The 18,390-nt window shown below is 62.0% G+C and carries 17 protein-coding genes; 8 read left to right on the top strand and 9 right to left on the bottom strand.

The genetic code is table 11. The features are described from left to right. Positions 1-3: 3 nt before the first annotated feature. The 7 genes from gyrA to dnaA all read right to left on the bottom strand — a co-directional run bounded on the left by gyrA (position 4) and on the right by dnaA (position 10,357). Positions 4-2,592 (bottom strand): DNA gyrase subunit A, encoded by a 2,589-nt coding sequence (gene gyrA, locus B7R22_RS00405; protein WP_172582124.1) that lies wholly within the window; start codon positions 2,590-2,592, stop codon positions 4-6. A gap of 52 nt (positions 2,593-2,644) precedes the next feature. Further along, positions 2,645-4,606, bottom strand: coding sequence for a DNA topoisomerase (ATP-hydrolyzing) subunit B (gene gyrB, locus B7R22_RS00400; protein WP_116409857.1), 1,962 nt, complete (start codon positions 4,604-4,606; stop codon positions 2,645-2,647). A gap of 120 nt (positions 4,607-4,726) precedes the next feature. Then, positions 4,727-5,248 (bottom strand): DUF721 domain-containing protein, encoded by a 522-nt coding sequence (locus B7R22_RS00395; RefSeq protein ID WP_253258789.1) that lies wholly within the window; start codon positions 5,246-5,248, stop codon positions 4,727-4,729. Then, positions 5,241-6,443: a DNA replication/repair protein RecF gene (gene recF / locus B7R22_RS00390; RefSeq protein WP_116409856.1), complete on the bottom strand. Its 1,203-nt coding sequence runs from the start codon at positions 6,441-6,443 to the stop codon at positions 5,241-5,243. The genes B7R22_RS00395 and recF overlap by 8 nt, the downstream gene beginning before the upstream one ends. Before the next feature lie 60 nt (positions 6,444-6,503). Beyond that, positions 6,504-7,391, bottom strand: coding sequence for a phosphogluconate dehydrogenase (NAD(+)-dependent, decarboxylating) (gene gnd, locus B7R22_RS00385; protein ID WP_116409855.1), 888 nt, complete (start codon positions 7,389-7,391; stop codon positions 6,504-6,506). A gap of 35 nt (positions 7,392-7,426) precedes the next feature. Continuing rightward, the gene (gene dnaN / locus B7R22_RS00380; RefSeq protein WP_116409854.1) at positions 7,427-8,572 is read right to left on the bottom strand and encodes a DNA polymerase III subunit beta; all 1,146 of its coding nucleotides are present in this window, start codon (positions 8,570-8,572) and stop codon (positions 7,427-7,429) included. A gap of 354 nt (positions 8,573-8,926) precedes the next feature. Then, positions 8,927-10,357 (bottom strand): chromosomal replication initiator protein DnaA, encoded by a 1,431-nt coding sequence (gene dnaA / locus B7R22_RS00375; RefSeq protein ID WP_116409853.1) that lies wholly within the window; start codon positions 10,355-10,357, stop codon positions 8,927-8,929. Between the two features lie 322 nt (positions 10,358-10,679). On the opposite strand from dnaA, the gene rpmH reads away from it, so the two are divergent. The 8 genes from rpmH (at position 10,680) to B7R22_RS00335 (ending at position 15,949) form a co-directional block, all read left to right on the top strand. Further along, complete coding sequence (gene rpmH, locus B7R22_RS00370; protein ID WP_022895130.1) at positions 10,680-10,817, top strand: 50S ribosomal protein L34; 138 nt, start codon at positions 10,680-10,682, stop codon at positions 10,815-10,817. Between the two features lie 39 nt (positions 10,818-10,856). Then, positions 10,857-11,195 (top strand): ribonuclease P protein component, encoded by a 339-nt coding sequence (rnpA, locus tag B7R22_RS00365; RefSeq protein WP_116409852.1) that lies wholly within the window; start codon positions 10,857-10,859, stop codon positions 11,193-11,195. Next, complete coding sequence (gene yidD, locus B7R22_RS00360; RefSeq protein ID WP_437184119.1) at positions 11,192-11,548, top strand: membrane protein insertion efficiency factor YidD; 357 nt, start codon at positions 11,192-11,194, stop codon at positions 11,546-11,548. The genes rnpA and yidD overlap by 4 nt, the downstream gene beginning before the upstream one ends. Positions 11,549-11,556: 8 nt before the next feature. Then, entirely contained in the window at positions 11,557-12,531 is a 975-nt protein-coding gene (yidC, locus tag B7R22_RS00355) for a membrane protein insertase YidC (RefSeq protein ID WP_116409851.1), read from the top strand. 86 nt (positions 12,532-12,617) lie between these two features. Continuing rightward, positions 12,618-13,130, top strand: coding sequence for a protein jag (locus B7R22_RS00350; RefSeq protein ID WP_116409879.1), 513 nt, complete (start codon positions 12,618-12,620; stop codon positions 13,128-13,130). Positions 13,131-13,234: 104 nt separating this feature from the next. After that, complete coding sequence (rsmG, locus tag B7R22_RS00345; RefSeq protein ID WP_116409878.1) at positions 13,235-13,864, top strand: 16S rRNA (guanine(527)-N(7))-methyltransferase RsmG; 630 nt, start codon at positions 13,235-13,237, stop codon at positions 13,862-13,864. Between the two features lie 212 nt (positions 13,865-14,076). Next, positions 14,077-14,988: a ParA family protein gene (locus B7R22_RS00340; protein WP_116409850.1), complete on the top strand. Its 912-nt coding sequence runs from the start codon at positions 14,077-14,079 to the stop codon at positions 14,986-14,988. Next, a complete protein-coding gene (locus B7R22_RS00335) occupies positions 14,981-15,949 on the top strand; it encodes a ParB/RepB/Spo0J family partition protein (protein ID WP_116409849.1) in 969 nt (322 codons plus the stop codon). Before B7R22_RS00340 ends, B7R22_RS00335 begins: the two co-directional genes overlap by 8 nt. Positions 15,950-16,030: 81 nt before the next feature. On the opposite strand, the gene B7R22_RS00330 is transcribed toward B7R22_RS00335, so the two are convergent. Both B7R22_RS00330 and B7R22_RS00325 read right to left on the bottom strand, forming a co-directional pair. Further along, positions 16,031-16,993, bottom strand: a complete 963-nt coding sequence (locus tag B7R22_RS00330) for a D-alanine--D-alanine ligase family protein (RefSeq protein WP_116409848.1) — start codon at positions 16,991-16,993, stop codon at positions 16,031-16,033. A 2-nt stretch (positions 16,994-16,995) separates the two neighbouring features. Then, positions 16,996-18,330 (bottom strand): PLP-dependent aminotransferase family protein, encoded by a 1,335-nt coding sequence (locus B7R22_RS00325; RefSeq protein ID WP_116409847.1) that lies wholly within the window; start codon positions 18,328-18,330, stop codon positions 16,996-16,998. Positions 18,331-18,390 lie beyond the last annotated feature (60 nt).

Genomic DNA, 18,390 nt, shown 5'->3' with positions numbered 1-18,390 from the left:
GGTCTAGCTTTCCTCTCCAGCATCCGCCGCTTCGTCGAGAGGCTCGACCGGCGCTTCCGCGTCGGCGATCTCTTCCAGAACAACAGTGCGTTCGGTGTTCTTGGCCAATGCGATGATCCGATCGTCTTCAGCGAATCTCGCGAAGACAACACCCATGGTGTCTCGGCCCTTGGCCGGGACTTCAGCCACGGAGGAGCGTACCACCTTGCCGCTGGCAAGAACCACCAAGACCTCGTCCTCCTCGTCGACGATCAACGAGCCGGCCAGGTCTCCCCGAGCCTCCTGCAGCTTCGCAACCTTGATGCCGAGACCACCTCTGCCCTGCAGCCGGTACTGGTCGACCGAGGTGCGCTTCGCGAACCCACCCTCGGTCACCACGAAGACGAATCCGTTGTCTGACACGACAGAGGCATCGAGCAGGTAGTCGTCGTCACGGAACTTCATGCCGATCACGCCCGCCGTCGATCGTCCCATCGGCCGGAGGGCGTCGTTCGACGCGGTGAACCGGATGCTCATGCCCTTCTTCGACACGAGGAGCACATCACTCGTCTCCTCCACCAGGAGGGCCGAAACGAGCTCGTCGCCTTCCCGTAGGTTGATCGCGATGATGCCGCCGGAGCGGTTCGTGTCGTATTCGCTCAGCGCCGTCTTCTTGAGCAGGCCGTCGCGCGTGGCGAGCGTCAGGTACGTCGCCGTCTTGTAGTCCCGGATGTCGAGGATCTGGGCGATCTTCTCATCGGGTGCCAGGGCGAGCAGGTTTGCGACGTGCTGGCCCTTGGCGTCGCGCCCGGCCTCCTGCAGCTCGTAGGCCTTCGCGCGGTAGACCCGCCCCGTGTTGGTGAAGAACAGCAGCCAGTGGTGGGTCGTCGTGACGAAGAAATGGTCGACCACGTCATCCGCCCGCAGTTGCGCACCCTTGACGCCCTTGCCACCCCGGTGCTGGCTCCGGTAATTGTCACTCCGGGTGCGCTTGATGTAGCCGCCGCGGGTGACTGTGACGACCATCTCCTCTTCGGGGATCAGGTCTTCCATGTTCATGTCGCCGTCGAAACCGAACATGATCTCGGTGCGCCGATCATCACCGAACTTCGCCGCGATCTCGCTCACTTCGGAGATGATGATCTCGCGCTGGCGTTCCGGGCTGCCGAGGATCACGTGGAAACCGTCGATCTCGATCTGCAGCTCTGCGGCCTCATCGACGATCTTCTGTCGTTCGAGAGCGGCCAGACGACGCAGCTGCATCGTCAGGATCGCGTCTGCCTGGATCTCGTCCACGTCGAGCAGGTCCATCAGGCCGGTTCGTGCGTCATCGACGGTCAAGGAGCGTCGGATGAGCGCAATGACCTCGTCGAGGGCATCCAGAGCCTTGAGGTACCCGCGCAGGATGTGCATGCGCTCTTCAGCGCGACGCAGTCGGAACTGGGTGCGCCTGACGATGACGTCGATCTGATGGGCGACCCACTCAGTAATGAATCCGTCGATCGGCAGCGTGCGCGGGATTCCATCGACGATGGCAAGCATGTTGGCGCCGAAGTTCTCCTGCAGCGAGGTGTGCTTGTAGAGGTTGTTCAGCACCACCTTCGCCACAGCGTCGCGCTTCAGCACGATGACGAGGCGCTGGCCGGTGCGACCAGAGGTCTCGTCCCGGATGTCGGCGATACCGCCGATCTTGCCGTCTTTGACCAGTTCCGCGATCTTGATCGCCAGATTGTCGGGGTTGACCTGGTAGGGGAGTTCGGTGACGACGAGGCAGGTGCGACCCTGCAATTCCTCGACATTGACGACGGCCCGCATCGTGATGGAACCGCGGCCGGTGCGATACGCGTCATGGATGCCCTTGACGCCGAGGATCTGCGCGCCGGTCGGGAAGTCCGGGCCCTTGATGCGCTGGATCAGCGCCTCCTGCAACTCTTCGCGCGTGGCATCCGGGTTCTCGAGATACCAGACGGCGCCAGAGACCACTTCGCGCAGGTTGTGGGGCGGGATGTTCGTGGCCATGCCGACCGCGATACCGACGGATCCGTTGACCAGCAGGTTCGGGAAACGGCTCGGCAGCACGACGGGCTCGAGCGTGCGGCCGTCGTAGTTGTCCTGGAAGTCGACGGTCTCCTCTTGGATGTCGCGCACCATCTCGAGCGCGAGCGGAGCCATCTTCGTCTCGGTGTACCGGGGGGCGGCAGCGCCATCGTTGCCGGCCGAACCGAAGTTGCCCTGGCCGAGCGCCAGCGGATAGCGGAGGCTCCACGGCTGGATGAGACGCACCAGCGCGTCGTAGATCGACGTATCACCATGCGGATGGAACTGTCCCATCACTTCGCCGACGACGCGGGCCGACTTCGAGAAGGCGCGGTCAGGCCGGTAACCGCCGTCGTACATCGCGTAGATCACGCGGCGGTGAACGGGCTTCAAGCCGTCGCGCACGTCGGGAAGGGCCCGCCCGACGATGACGCTCATCGCGTAGTCGAGGTATGAGCGCTGCATCTCGAGCTGGAGGTCGACCTGCTCGATGCGGTCGGTAGTCATGCCACGCGAATCGGGGGCGATCGAGTCGGCGGGTACGCCGGGGTCGACCGGAGGATTTTCGTCAGTCATAGTTCTCTTCGATCAGTTGGAGGGCACCCGCATGCAGAGCGCCCTGGGAGTATCAGATGTCGAGGAAACGAACGTCTTTGGCGTTCTTCTGGATGAAGTTGCGCCTCGACTCGACGTCTTCGCCCATCAGCGTCGAGAAGATCTCGTCTGCTGCAGCCGCATCGTCGAGGGTGATCTGGCGGAGCGTGCGCGTCTCGGGATCCATCGTGGTGTCCCAGAGCTCGCGATAGTCCATCTCGCCCAGACCCTTGTAACGCTGGATGGCGTTCTCCTTGGGGATGCGTTTTCCGGAAGCCTGGCCGTGCGCGAGCAGCGCATCCCGCTCCGCATCCGAGTACACGTACTCGTGCGGCGCATTCGACCACTTGAGACGGTAGAGCGGAGGCATCGCCAGGTAGACGTAGCCGAGCTCGATGAGCGGGCGCATGTAACGGAACACGAGCGTGAGCAGCAGAGTGGTGATGTGCTGCCCATCGACATCGGCATCGGCCATGAGCACGATCTTGTGGTACCTGGCCTTGTCGGGGTTGAAGTCCTCGCCGATGCCCGCACCGAACGCGGTGATCATCGCCTGCACCTCATTGTTGCCGAGAGCCCGATCCAGCCTCGCCTTCTCGACGTTGAGGATCTTGCCGCGGAGGGGCAGGATCGCCTGCGTCTCGGGGTTCCGGCCCTGAATCGCAGAACCGCCGGCCGAGTCACCCTCGACGATGAAGATCTCGCTCTTGACCGGGTCGCGGCTCGAGCAGTCCTTCAGCTTGCCGGGCATGCCGCCGCCTTCGAGCAGGCCCTTGCGACGGGTCTGTTCGCGCGCTTTACGGGCTGCCATTCGTGCCTGCGAAGCCTGAATGGCTTTGCGGATGATCTCGCGGGCCTCTGTCGGCTTGCGATCGAACCAGTCGGCGAGCTCCTTGCCGGCGACGCGCTGCACGAACGCCTTGGCTTCGGTGTTGCCGAGCTTGGTCTTCGTCTGGCCTTCGAACTGCGGTTCTGCAAGCTTGATGGAGACGACGGCAGTGAGACCCTCGCGAACGTCGTCGCCCGTCAGGTTCTCGTCCTTCTCCTTCAGGATCTGCTTCTCGCGGGCGTACCGGTTGACGAGCGAGGTGAGCGCGGCGCGAAAACCCTCTTCGTGCGTGCCGCCCTCGTGCGTGTTGATGGTGTTCGCGTAGGTGTGCACGCTCTCGGTGTACCCATTGGTCCACTGCATCGCCACTTCGAGCGAGATCTTGCGGTCGGTGTCCTCACTCTCGAACGAGATGACCTCATCGTGAACGAGTTCGTTCTTTTTCGAGCGGTTGAGGTACTCGACGTAGTCGACCAGACCCTTCTCATAGAGGTAGCTGACGACGACGTCTTCCTCCCCGCGCTCATCTGTGAGGGTGAGGCGGAGTCCCTTGTTCAGGAACGCCATCTGCTGGAAGCGTGCCCGGAGGGTCTCGTAGTCGAATTCGACCGTCTCGAAGGTCTCGCGGCTCGGCCAGAACGTGACCGTCGTTCCGGTCTCGGCCGAGGCCTCGCCCTGTTCGAGTGGAGCCTGGGGGATTCCATGCTTGTAGCTCTGCCGGAAGACGTGGCCCTGGCGGCGCACCTCGACATCGAGTTCTGCGGAGAGCGCGTTCACGACGGAGATTCCCACGCCGTGGAGGCCACCGGACACCGAGTACCCACCGCCACCGAACTTGCCGCCGGCGTGCAGGATGGTCAGCACCACTTCGACGGTCGACTTGTTCTCGTGCTTGTTCAGATCGACAGGGATGCCGCGGCCGTTGTCGACGACGCGTATGCCGCCGTCCTTTCGCATGGTGATGCCGATGGTGTCGCAATACCCGGCCAGCGCTTCGTCGACGGAGTTGTCGACGACTTCGTAGACCAGGTGGTGGAGCCCCCTGGGACCAGTAGAACCGATGTACATGCCGGGGCGTTTGCGAACCGCTTCGAGGCCTTCGAGGATCTGTATGGCGTCGGCGCCATATTCATCTTCGGAGTCGGCTTGGTCAAGTGGGGATGTCATGGATATAAGGGCTCCAAAGCAGATTGGCAGACCCTTCATTCTACCAAAACAATGCTTCGACCGGCGGCTTTGAAGCCCTTCTGGGGGCTTTATTTCTGCCCGGTGACCTGTTTTGCCTTGCTACCCGTAGGTATCGCGTGGGCCCCGCCCTGGAATTGATCTGGAGCCTCTTTTCCAGGACGGGGCGTCAGGGGCCAAAAACCGAACTGACTCGATCCCGGCCTCCGGGAACTGCTGGGCGATACGCGTCAGGATCATTGTGCGCATTAATCGCAACTGCGTTGCCCACGCCGTGGAATCGCACTGCACGCTCAGAACCTGGTCTGTGATTCCTACCGGATGACTGTGCTCAGCCGTTTCGTCGCCGGCGATCTCCTTCCACGCGAGCATGAGGTCGGACTTCGCCAGCGACCCGGACCAGCCCAGCTCGTTGGTGAGGGAATCCATCACCGAACTGATCCCCCTGGGATCTCGCCCCAGACCGTACGGAACTGTCTCGCCCGCAGGCTGCCGACGTTGCCGCAGTCGTGTCCTGCCCATCAGCCGGGAGTCGCCGAAGACTTTCTTGAACCGCAGATAGACGGCCTGCGATTCGTTCTCGGGCAGCGCCGCTGCCTCATCGACGGGATCCGCGTCAGGCACCGACGGCCTCCGTCACGATCGTTCCCGCCGAGATGTGCACCGTGTGGGCGGTGAGCCCTTCGGGAACATCACCGAACACCGCGGCGGTGATGAGAACCTGCTCGTAGTCGGCAACCGCAGCTGCCAGCCGGGAACGCCGCGCCTTGTCGAGTTCGGCGAAGACATCGTCGAGGATGACGACGGGATCCCCCGTCGCCGAGTCCGTGCGCAGGAGATCCGCTGAAGCGAGTTTGAGGGCGAGTGCGAACGACCAGGATTCGCCGTGGCTTGCGTACCCTTTCGCAGGAAGCCTGTTGAGCTCGAAAAGAAGATCGTCGCGATGCGGACCGCAGAGCGTGATTCCGCGGTCGAGTTCCTGTCGGCGGAGCCCAGCGAGGGCTGCGCGGAACTGTGCCTCGACCTCGGGGCGTCGAAACGGCGAGCCGAGGCGTTCCGCCGATACACCGGGCTGGTCGTCGAGTTCGTCCTCGGAGCCACCGGATGAAGCAGACGAGGGCGACAGGATGCTGAGCCGGCTGGTGATCCTCGGTGAGTGGTCGGCCCCCGCTACAGCGAGATAGGCCTTCTCGATGTAGGGCCGCAGCTGCGTGACCAGCGCATCGCGCTCGGCGATGAGTTCGGATCCGAGAACCACGAGCCGGTCATCCCAGATCTCCAGTGTCGACAGCTGGCTCGTGTTGACCCCGGAACTGCGTGCCGACTTCAGAAGGGTGTTCCGCTGGCGGAGCACCCTGTCGTAGTCGGTGGCGACGCCCGCGAGCCGGGGACTGCGGGCGAACAACAACTGGTCGATGAAACGCCGGCGGCCCGAGGGATCTCCCCGCACGAGCGCGAGGTCTTCGGGAGCGAACAGAACGCTCGAGAAGAAACGGGGGATCTCGCGGAGTTTGGTGACCGACCGATTGACTTGGGCGCGGTTGGCCTCTGAACGGTTGATCTGCACCTCGACCAGAATCTCACGGTTGGCATGTTCCAGCCGGGCCCGGATGATCGCGGCCTGCTGTCCCATCCTGACCAAGGCTTGGTCACCTGACACGCGATGCGAACCGAGCGTGCTCAGATACCCGAGCGCCTCGACGAGATTCGTCTTTCCCTGCCCGTTGCTCCCTACGAAGAGGTTCGGGCCGGCACCCAACTCGACATCGGCAACAGAGTAGTTGCGAAAGTCGGTGAGGCTGAGATGTCTGACCAGCACGGGAAGCTCCTCAGAGGAAGGGATGCGCCACGCGTTGCCGCGCGGCGCGCTCTCCTTCTGTCAGTCGGCCTTCTTGACAGCGTGGCCGCCGAATTGGTTGCGAAGCGCCGCAACAGCCTTCATCGACGGTGAGTCCTCCTGGCGGGAGACGAATCGCGCGAAGATCGAGGCGCTGATCGTCGGAACGGGAACTGCGTTCGCAAGGGCTTCCTCGATGGTCCAGCGACCCTCACCCGAATCGTCGACGTACCCCTCGATGTCCTCGAACTCAGGATCCTGTTCAAGAGCGAGAACAAGGAGCTCGAGAAGCCAGGAGCGCACCACGGTGCCGCGCTGCCAGGCCTTGAACGTTCCGGTGACATCCTTGATGATGTCCTTCTTGGTGTCGAGCAGCTCGTAACCCTCGGCATACGCCTGCATCAGCGCGTACTCGATGCCGTTGTGCACCATCTTGGCGTAGTGGCCCGCTCCGACCTCGCCGACGTGTACGAATCCTTCATCGCGCGGGCCCTCGGGACGAAGCGCATCGAAGATCGGCATCGCGCGATCGACATCGTCCTTCTTGCCGCCGACCATGAGTCCATAGCCGTTCTTGAGACCCCAGATACCTCCGGAGACGCCAGCGTCCATGAAGCTGATGCCCTTGGGCGCCAGTAGTTCTGAATGCTTGAAGTCCTCGGTGAAACGCGAATTGCCACCGTCGATGACGAGGTCACCCGCTTCGAGCACACCGGCGAGGTCGTTGATGACCGAATCCGTGATGGCGCCTGCGGGAACCATGACCCAGACGATACGGGGCGCCGGCAGAGCTGCTGCCAGGGCTGCGAGATCCTTCACGTCGCTCACGGCCGGGTTGTTGTCATAACCGATCACGTCGATGTCTGCTGCACGCAGACGCTCGCGCATGTTGTTGCCCATTTTACCCAGGCCGATGAGTCCGAGATTCATGATGTCTCCTCTGTGGCTGCAGCGCAGATCAAGCTCTAGCGCAGAAGCAGGTTCGGTTGAAGCAGGTACTTGTAGTCATCCGAACCCGGCTGGTCCTTCGAGGACTGGCTCGTGATCAGAACAGGGCCGGGCTTGTTGGGGTTGTCGGTCTTGGTGAAGGAGATCCGGACGTATTCGGAGTGCACCGCCCCGAGACCGTCGAGCAGGAACTGCGGTTTCAGCGAGACCACGGTGTCTGTGCCGGTGAGGAGGGCGTCGATCGATTCGGAGGCCTGAGCCTGTTCAGAGCCGATCGCCTCAAGAGTCACTCCATCGATGGTGAAGGTGAATCGAAGCGCGGCTTCGCGCTCGAGCACCAGCGAGACACGCCTGGTCGCCTCGATGAGGTCAGCTGTGTTGATGACTGCATAGTTCTCGACGGATTCGGGGAAGAGCCGTTTCACCGGCGGGAAGTTGCCCTTGATCAGCAGTGAGGTGACTGTCTTTCGGTCGGCTCTGAATGCGATGAGCTCGCGATCGTCGGTGTTCGTGATGGCCACCGAGATCGTGCCGCTGTTGCCGAACGTCTTGCCGATCTCCTGCAGCGTCTTCGCCGGGACGAGCGCGGTCGCGGTCTCGATTTCGGAGGTGCCGGAATCCCAGTCGATGTTGCGAACAGCGACGCGGTACCGGTCGGTCGCGACCAGCGAGAGGCTGTTGTTCGAGATCTCGAGCTGCACTCCGGTGATGACGGGAGTGACATCATCTCGCGATGCGGCAACGGCGACCTGGGCGATCGCTGCGGAGAAGTCGTCGGACTTCAGCAAGCCGGACTGTTCGCCGACGACGGGGAGGCTCGGGTACTCCTCGACCGGCATGTTCAGCAAGGTGAACTTCGCCGAGCCGGCGGTGACGATGATGTGGGTGTCCTCGGTGTAGAAACGCACCGGTGCATTGGGAAGCCTGTTCGCGATGTCCGAAAGCAGCCTTCCTGACACCAGGACCCGGCCGGGTTCTTCGACGTCGGCGGTGATCTGTGTCTGCGACGACACTTCGTAGTCGAAGGACGAGAGCGTCAGCCCGTCACCACTGGCTTCGATCAGCACGCCGCTCAGGATCGGCAGAGTGGTTCGTTGCGGCAGCAGCTTGACGGCGAAGGATACGGCTTCGCTGAAAACGTCTCTGTTGGCTTGGAACTTCACTCTTCACCTCAGTTGTCACGTGTCTTGGTCGGGTCAATGCTAGCCCGTAGCGGGAGGGAGCGTGTGCGCCGGACCTCGCTGAAGTGCTGCGCGTAAAAGTTGTTGGCCGGATTGATTAATGGATTAAGAATTAATGTTCTTAACCGACGTGGATATGTGGAGAACCGGTCTGGATCACTGTATTCGTATGGGAACTACAACGGTGTGAGATGTAGAAACTCTGCGGAGAACTCTCGTCATTCGGATGATGTGGACGAGAGGATGGCCGACCCGATCCCACAGCTCCCCACAGACAGTGAACAATTCCGGGGTAGTTATACACAGGGTTGTGCACAACATGTGGAAAGAGGCTTTTCAGATGCCTTTGTAGCGCTGGTTGTGCTTGATCCTGCTGCTGATCTCGGTCACCTGGTTGTAGATCGAACGCTTCTCCGTCATGAGCTTGCCGATCTTGTTGTTCGCATACATGACCGTGGTGTGGTCACGCCCACCGAAGAGCTGGCCGATTTTCGGGAGCGACAGGCTTGTCAGTTCGCGGCAGAGGTACATCGCGATCTGGCGTGCCGTGGCGATCGCCTGGGAGCGCGAGGAACCGTAGAGGTCATCCACCGACAGTTTGAAGTACTCCGCGGTGTGTCCGATGATGTCGACCGGCGCGATGACGTTGTCGTCGTCGAGGGTGATGAGGTCCTTCAGGACGGTCTGCACCAGGGCGAGATCGACAGGGTTCCGGGTGAGACTGGCGTAGGCGGTCACACGGATGAGCGTGCCTTCCAGCTCGCGCACGTTGGAGGAGACCTTGGAGGCCATGTATTCGAGGATCTCGTCTGGAACCTGAAGCCGCTCGCTCTGGGCTTTCTTCCGAAGGATCGCGATGCGCGTCTCGAGGTCCGGAGTCTGTACGTCGGTGATGAGACCCCACTCGAACCGTGTTCGCATCCGGTCCTCGAAACCGGTGAGGTGCTTGGGCGGCAGGTCGCTCGTGATGACCACCTGCTTGTTGTGGTCGTGCAGCGTGTTGAACGTGTGGAAGAACGCTTCCTGTGTCTCCGCTTTCCCCTGCAGGAACTGGATGTCGTCGATCAGTAGTAGATCGATGTCCCGGTATCGCGAATGGAAGGCGGCACCCCGGTTGTTGGCGATCGAGTTGATGAAGTCGTTCGTGAACTCTTCGGAGCTGACGTAGCGAACCCGCACACCGGGATAGAGGCTCATGGCGTAGTGACCGATGGCGTGCAGCAGATGTGTCTTGCCGAGGCCCGAGTCGCCGTAGATGAAGAGGGGGTTGTAGGCCTTGGCCGGCGCTTCGGCGACGGCGACCGCTGCCGCGTGGGCGAACCTGTTCGACCCCCCGATCACGAAGTTGTCGAAACTGTACTTCGGGTTCAGGCGGGTGTCGTTGTTGCGGAGAGGACCGACGGTCTCCTGCACCGGTGTCGTCTCGACATAGCCGGCCGGAGGTGTCGGGACGATCTCGCTGACCTCGGCCTGCTGGAGGTAGTCGTTGCCGCTGATGTCGGGGTTGACCACGACAGCGAAGTTGTTCACTCCGTAGGATTCGTCGAGCCGGCCGAGTGCCGACAGGAGCGGAACCCGGATGCGCTGCTCGAGCATCCCGCGAGTCAGATCGTTCGGGACTTCGAGGTAGAACGATCCCGCCATGATGCCCTTGGGAACGACCAGCCCCAGGAAACCGTGGAGTTGGGGCGTTATCCTCTCGTCATTCGACAGAGCAGTGAGAACGGTGCGCCAGTTGGCTTCCGGTGAACCGGGATCGTCGGCCATGGAACTCCTGTCGAAAGGGGTGAGTGAGTCCGAGCGGATGCCGGGAAGACCACATGAAGTGCGTGACTGCTTCCCCAAGACCACTGTCACAAACCTAGGGATCTAAGCTAGTGACTGCCGGGAGCCAGATCAAGTTGATTGTGGACCCACGCCGCGTGTCTTCGCGAGCCACTGGTAATCGACTGTGGATAATTGGGCGTTTGGCCGGTTTGAGTTTGACCATTGGCACCTCAAGCCGTAGTTTTAATCAGTTGACTTGTGTGCAGAAGCACACCCTTACGAAGCTTCCCGGCGCAAATGGCTGGGCCACGGAGAAAACATCATGAGTAAAAGAACCTTCCAGCCGAACAACCGTCGTCGCGCCAAGGTGCACGGCTTCCGCCTGCGCATGCGTACCCGTGCCGGTCGCGCGATCCTCTCGGCACGTCGTCGTAAGGGCCGCACCGAGCTCTCGGCGTAACTCCTAGCGCGAATACCCTTCGAGACGATTCCGCTCCAGGTGCTGGCCAAGACCGCTCGGGTGACGACAGCAGATGAGTATCGTGCTGCCGTACGTCGGGGTGCCAGATTCTCGGGGCCGAACACGGTGACCTACATTCGCCGTGAAGGTGGATCGCCGGCCCGTTTCGGTTTTATCGTCTCGAAGGCTGTCGGTGTCGCTGTGACACGCAACCGTGTGCGGCGCCGATTGAAAGCTGTCTGCTACTCGCTTCAGTCCAGCGTCGAACCGGGCATCGAGATCGTGATCCGGGCGCTTCCGGGGGCTGCGACATCCAGCTTCGCTTCCCTTGAGCGTGAAGTGACCCGTTCGTTCACCAAAGCCAAGGTGATGTCGTGAGCTCCCTGATAGCGACGCAGGGATTGTCGGTAGGATCGGTGATCCGCCAGCTCGTCCTGGGCCTGTATCTGCTCCCGCGAAATGCGGCGGTGCTGCTCCTGAGGGGCTACCGTGCCGTGATCTCGCCACTGTATGGCGACGTCTGCCGGTACTACCCCTCATGTTCGTCGTATACCCTGCAAGCAATCCAACAGCGGGGAATAGTTCTCGGCTCGGCCCTTGGCGTCTATCGCCTGGTGCGTTGCCACCCGTGGGCTGCCGGCGGAATCGACGACGTTCCCCCGGCCCGCAGACAATACTTCCGTGTCACCAGATTCGGTTTCGTCGTAGCCAGTAGCCACGGAAAGGGCTAACCCGAAGCATGGACATCCCCGGTTTCATCAGCACCATCCTCTGGCCCATCAAGTGGGTCGTCGAGGGGCTGCTCGTTCTCTTCCACACCGTGCTCGCCGGGCTGGGGATGGATCCGGCGGAGGGTCTCACCTGGGTTCTGTCGATCGTGGGCATGGTTCTGGTCATCCGTGCCGCACTGATCCCGATCTTCGTGCGCCAGATCAAGAGCCAACGCAAGATGCTCGAGGTCGCACCACAGCTGAAGAAGATCCAGGACAAGTACAAAGGCAAGAAGGATCAGTTCTCCCGGGAGGCAATGTCCAGGGAGACGATGGAGCTGTACAAGAAGACGGGTACCAACCCGTTGAGCTCCTGTCTTCCGCTCCTTCTGCAGATGCCGATCTTCTTCTCCCTGTTTTCCGTGCTGAACGATGCCCAGAAGGGCACGGCAGGCGTGTTCTGGCTGAACTCGGATCTCGCTCTGCAGTTCGGCAACGCCAAGCTGTTCGGTGTCGCACCGCTTCACGAGAGCTTCCAGCAGGCGACCGCCACGGGCCATGTGGCCGTCATGATCATCGCCGTCATCATGGTCATCCTGATGACGGGTTCGCAGTTCATCACGCAGTTGCAGATCATGTCGCGGAACCAATCCCCCGAGGCCAAGAACAGCCCCATGTTCAAGCAGCAGCGGATTCTGCTGTACATCCTCCCCCTGGTGTTCGCCTTCTCGGGTTTCAGCTTCCCGCTCGGTGTCATGTTCTACTGGCTTACCTCGAACTTCTGGACCATGGGCCAGCAGTTCCTCGTCATTCGCAACATGCCGACGCCCGGCAGCGAAGCGGCCAAGGCGCGTGAAGCCCGGTTGGCGAAGAAGGGTAAGTTGAACATCGCCACGGCAGCAGACGGCAGTGTCAACCATGTCGTCCTGGAGGCACCGAAGCCGACCCAGCGCCAGCAGCCCGTGGGCAAGACCAGAGCGAAGAAGCAGGGTGAGAAGAAGTGAACAACGACGTGACTGAGATCAACACAGCCGACATCGAGGTGGAGTCCGGCAGTGCTGCCGTTCTCAATGATTCCCTCGATGCCGGGATTCCGTCGGAGCAGGTTGATGTTCCGGATGCGCCTGTTCAGGATCCTGGTTCCCACGCACTCGAAGACGAAGGCGACATCGCGGCTGACTACATCGAAGAGCTGCTCGACATCTGCGATCTCGACGGCGACATCGACATAGATGCCCGTGGCGGACGTGCGTATGTCTCGGTGAACTCCTCTGAGGACAGCAACCTGCGGCTCCTGTCCCAGCCCGACACGGTGCAAGCGCTGCAGGAGCTGACGCGGCTCGCTGTGCAGACGAAGACGGGCGGGTTCTCGCGTCTCATCCTCGATGTCGGGGGAAGTCGTCAGATCCGGGAAGCCGAGCTGGCGAGTCTGGTGACGGCAGCTGTCGATCGCATCGAAATCGGAGGCGAGGCATCCGTCGCGCTGGAGCCGATGTCTTCGTATGAGCGCAAGGTAGTGCATGACATCGTGGCAGAGCGCGGATTCGTCTCGAATTCCGAGGGCGAAGGCCGAGACCGTCACACGGTGATCACGAAGGCCTGACTTGGATTAACCAATCCAAGTGTTTCACGTGAAACATCCGCACTGTTTAGCTGTTGCCATCGAAGGACGCCGGCTAGAGGAGAGAGTTGACGACGGTGCCTGAGTTGCCCGAGAGTCTGGAAACAGAGCCTGATGTTGCGGCTGTCTTGTTTGGAGAATCGATACAGACCGCTCGACAATTCACCGCCAACCTTGCCGTTCACGGTGAGGAGTATGGCCTCATCGGTCCACTGGAACTCCCGCGGCTGTGGAGTCGTCACATCGTCAACAGTGTTCTCGTAGCACCACTGATCCGGCCTGGCAGGGTAGGTGATGTCGGTAGCGGGGCAGGGCTGCCGGGACTGGTCTTGGCTATCGCTCGGCCCGACGTGGAGTTCGTTCTCATCGAGCCCATGGAACGCCGAGTGAAATGGCTCGACGAGCAGGCGTCGGAACTCGGCCTCGGCAATGTCACCGTCATGCGCGGTCGTGCCGAGGATGTTGGCTTCACGGGAGGCCTCGACCAGATCACCGCACGGGCTGTGAGCGCATTCTCCAAACTGATTCCGATGTGTGCTCCTCTCGTTCGTCCTGACGGAGAGCTAGTGCTCATGAAGGGTGCGGGCGCTGCGGCGGAGGTCGAGGCTGCGGCCAAACAGATCAAGCGTTTCAAGCTGGCCGATGTCGAGGTGCGCGAGCTCGGTGTCGGACTGGTCGAGGACATCACCCGAGTGATTACCGCCACTGTTCGCTAGTCCTGGAGCAGTGATGCATGAGGTATCGCGACTCAGAGACATGAAGTCGCCAGGACACGCCGGTCGAGTATTGATTGGGCGCCGGAACGGGTAGCTTGGTCGGGGATGTTTCACGTGAAATACGGTCAGCCACCTGGTAACCCTGATCTGACGGATCTCATGTTTCACGTGAAACATAGCTATGGCACGACACCGCCCCACAGAAAGACCAGATGACAAGCGAACCGATCGGCTACGACGCTTCGACGCCCCTTGCGAGGGAGATCGCTGACCTGTCCCGGCGGCGTAAAGCGGCTGCTGTGGCCGAGTATCCCCTCCCCCGCGAGACCCGGGTCCTGACGATCGCTAACCAGAAGGGTGGCGTCGGCAAGACCACGACGACGGTCAACCTTGCTGCCGCGATGGCCAAGGCCGGCGCCAAGGTCCTGGTGGTGGATCTGGACCCACAGGGCAACGCGTCCACAGCGGTCGGCGCCGACCATCGTGCAGAGATCCCCAGCGTCTACGACGTGCTGATCCACGACACTCCTCTGGAGGACGTCGTTCAGCAGAGTGCAGAGTTCCCTTCTCTCTACTGTGTACCCGCCACCATCCACCTGGCCGGAGCGGAGATCGAGCTGGTGCCCATGGTGGCACGCGAACTCCGCCTGCGGGAGAGCCTCGAAGGGTTCCTGTCACGAGCGGCGGCGGACGACACGCCATACCACTACGTCTTCATCGACTGCCCACCGTCCCTCGGCCTGTTGACGATCAACGCGTTCGTGGCAGCCCGCGAAGTTCTCATTCCCATCCAGTGCGAGTACTACGCCCTGGAAGGGCTCAGCCAGCTGCTCTCGAACATCGCGCTCATCGAGAAACACCTCAACCCGCATCTCGGTGTCTCCACGATCCTCTTGACCATGTACGACGGTCGTACCCGTCTCGCCACGCAGGTCGCCGAAGATGTGCGGAATCACTTTCCCGCTGAGACACTCGCAGCGATCATCCCCCGCACCGTACGGATCTCCGAGGCCCCCAGTTACGGCCAGACCGTCATCAGTTACGATCCGCAGTCGACAGGCGCACTCTCGTATCTCGAGGCCGCATCAGAAATAGCACGAAGAGGAGCACGAAAAAATGGCTAACCCCAAGCGCACGGGTCTGGGTCGGGGAATCGGATCCCTGATTCCCACACTGGACGAGACCCGCTCGGTGAGCCCCGTCGACGTCTTCTTCGCCGAGCGCAGCGAGACCGAGCCGGAGTTGGTCTCCGTCCCCGGCGCTCGTTTGGCCAATCTGGCCCCGAAAAGCATCGTTCCGAACGCGAAACAGCCCCGAATCGAGTTCGACGCGGACGATCTGGCCGAATTGGTCGCCTCCATCCGCGAAGTCGGCGTCTTGCAGCCCATCGTGGTGCGTGAGCTGACGAAGGTCGGTACCGCCGATCAGCAGTACGAACTCGTCATGGGGGAGCGTCGACTCCGAGCAAGTCGGGAACTGGGCCTCGAAACGATCCCGGCGGTCATCAAAGAGACCGCGGACGAGAACATGCTGCGCGATGCACTACTGGAGAACCTGCACCGGTCGCAGCTCAACCCGCTCGAAGAGGCGTCGGCCTATCAACAGCTGCTGGCTGATTTCGACATCACCCAGGACCAGCTGGCGACCCGGATCGGGCGATCGCGGCCTCAGATCACCAACACGATCCGGCTTCTTAAGCTGCCCACCAGCGTGCAGCGGCGGGTCGCAGCCGGCGTGCTGAGCGCCGGACACGCTCGCGCCATCCTGTCGGTGGTCGACGCGGAGGAGATGAGCAGGCTCGCGGACAAGATCGTCAACGAAGATCTCTCTGTGCGCGCTGCAGAGGCTGTCGCATCCCGGGCGCCGCGGGCGAAACGTGTGCGCCCCACCGCAGGCCGACGAAACGATCACCTCGACGAGATCGCTGAACGCCTGGGCGACCGCCTGAACACGCGGGTCAAGGTGAGCCTCGGCGCCACTAGAGGTCAGATCGTCATCGATTTCGCGACGATCCAGGACCTCAACCGGATCCTGGCAGAGATGGGAGAGCCGACCTTCGGCTCGGCCGGCCCCCGATTCGAGTAGAAGGCCCCCGATACAAGTAGAGCTGTCGAGGACCGCGGTTCGCGTGGACTGACGGGTCAAGTGGCCCTGCGGTGGTCCGCGTCAGCGGGCGTCGCGAATCGCAACCTCGCCGAGCGCCTCGTAGACCGAACCGAGGTCGAGACCAGCAGCAACGATGGCCTGGGGCACCAGGGATGTCTCGGTGAGGCCAGGCATCACGTTGGCCTCGAGGAACCAGGGTGCACCCGAGGCGTCGATGATCAGGTCGATGCGGGAGAGGTGTCGAAGACCCAGCGTCTGGTGGATTGCGAGGGCCGCTTCGGAAGCGGCGGCAGCGACGCTCTCGTCCAGTCGAGCGGGGGTGAAGAACTGCGTCTCCCCCGCGCTGTAGCGTGCCTCGAAAGAATAAACCCCTGATCGTGGCACTATTTCTACCGCCGGAAGGGCAAAAGGACCCTCGCCGGTGTCGATGACTCCGACAGAGACTTCTGTGCCCAGAACCTCCTTCTCGATCAGGGCGATGTCGCCGTACGTATAGGCGTCGACGACTGCTCTAGGCAGATCGGACGCCTCGGCGACGACGGTCACCCCCTGTGCCGATCCACCCATGGCCGGCTTGACGACGAGGGACGTACCCAGGTGCTTCAGTACACCGTCGAGTACCTGAGTGGCGCCGAGCTCGCGAAAGGTCTCGCGCGGCAGCGTGACTGAATCCGGGGTGTTGAATCCGGCACGGGACACCAGCACTTTCGCGGTGGGCTTGTGCCAGGCCAGCTGTGCGGCGGCGGCTTCTGAACCGACATAGGCGATCCCCTGGGCGTCGAGCAATGCCCGGAGGGAACCGTCCTCTCCGCTCGCCCCGTGGAGCGCCGGCCAGACCAGGTCGGGGGCAGTGGCTTCCAGAAAGGCGAGCAGGGACGAATCCGGCTCACGCATGCTGACCCGATGCCCGCGAGCGAGGAGAGAATCCGCAACACGCCTTCCCGACCTCAGGGAAACGTCGCGCTCATGGGAGATCCCGCCGGCCAGTACGACGGCGGTTCGAGTTGCTCTGGTGTCGGTCATTGTCAGTCCATGTCTGGTGGTGGGGCAGAGAACGATTGCGCGGATCGGATGGTGGCGAGCGGGCCGGTGGCGTGGAAGGTCTCGAGGAGGTCGATCTCGCCATTGATGACGGTGGTCAGGCGGCGGATACCGAGCTTGATCTGATCGGGTGTCGGGTAGCAGTACGAGAGCCGGATCTTGTTGCGTCCGACCCCGTCGGCATAGAAGGCGGTTCCCGGGGTGTAGGCGACGAGTTCCTTCACCGCACGCGGCAGCATCTGTTTGGTGTCGAGGTAGTCGGGCAGCGTCAGCCACACGTAGAAGCCGCCGTTGGGCTTGGTCCAGCTGAGCTCCGGGAGATACTCGGTGAGGGCCGCGAGCATCGTGTTCTTGCGCTCTTCATAGACACCCCGGAAGGTGTTGATCTGGCCCTTCCAATCGGCCGTCTCGAGGTACTCCGAGATGACGAGCTGACTGAAGGAACTAGGGCAGAGAATCGCGGATTCTGCGGCCAGAACAAGCTTTTCCCGAATTGCGTGCGGTGCAATGGCCCATCCAATGCGGAATCCTGGTGCAAGGGTCTTCGAGAAGGAGCCGAGGTAAATGACGCCCTCGTCTTCTGTGCTGCGTAGCGCCTGGGGCGGGGGCCCGTCGAAGTAGAGCAGGCCGTAAGGATTGTCTTCGAGCACGAGGATCCCCTCGGACCCACAGATCTGCAGCACTTCCTCACGCCGTTCGGCGGAGAGCGTCACCCCGGCCGGGTTGTGGAAGTTCGGGATCGTATACAGGAACTTGATGGTGCGCCCGGAGGACCTGACGCGCACGATCGCCTCTCGCAGAGCATCCGGAATCAGACCGTCGTCGTCCATGAGCACGTGCTCGACGTCGGCCTGGTAGGAGCGGAACACCCCGATCGCCCCCACATAGCTCGGTGCCTCGGCCAGGATGACATCGCCCGGGTTGATGAACAGCTTGGTGATGAGGTCGAGTGCCTGTTGCGATCCGGTGGTCACGACCACGTCATCGACGCTGCCCCGGATGCCCTCCAGAGCCATCACTTCGAGAATGTGTTCGCGGAGCTTCGGCACACCCTGGCCCGAACCGTACTGGAGCGCGACGGGACCGTGGTCGACCATCACACGGTTCATGGCATCGATCACCAGATCCTGGGGAAGCGCCGACACGTACGGCATTCCACCGGCCAGGGAGACGACCTCGGGCCGGGAGGCCACGGCGAACAGGGCCCGCACCTCGGACACCGACAGGCCGGCTGCCCGCTCGGCGTAGTTGTTGTACCAGGGATCGAGGTTGGTTCCCGATGACGACGGGGTGTTTTGGCTGCTCACGTGCACTTCCATCAAGAGGCGAAATTCCATGCTATCGAAAAAGAAAAAGGGTCCGGACCCACATCGTGTGGT

Origin of the sequence: Subtercola boreus (genome assembly GCF_003399635.1) — a bacterium.
Taxonomy (GTDB): Bacteria; Actinomycetota; Actinomycetes; order Actinomycetales; family Microbacteriaceae; genus Subtercola; species Subtercola boreus_B.
The sequence above is the reverse complement of the archived record's forward strand: the minus strand, read 5'-3'. Positions and strand labels throughout refer to the sequence as shown.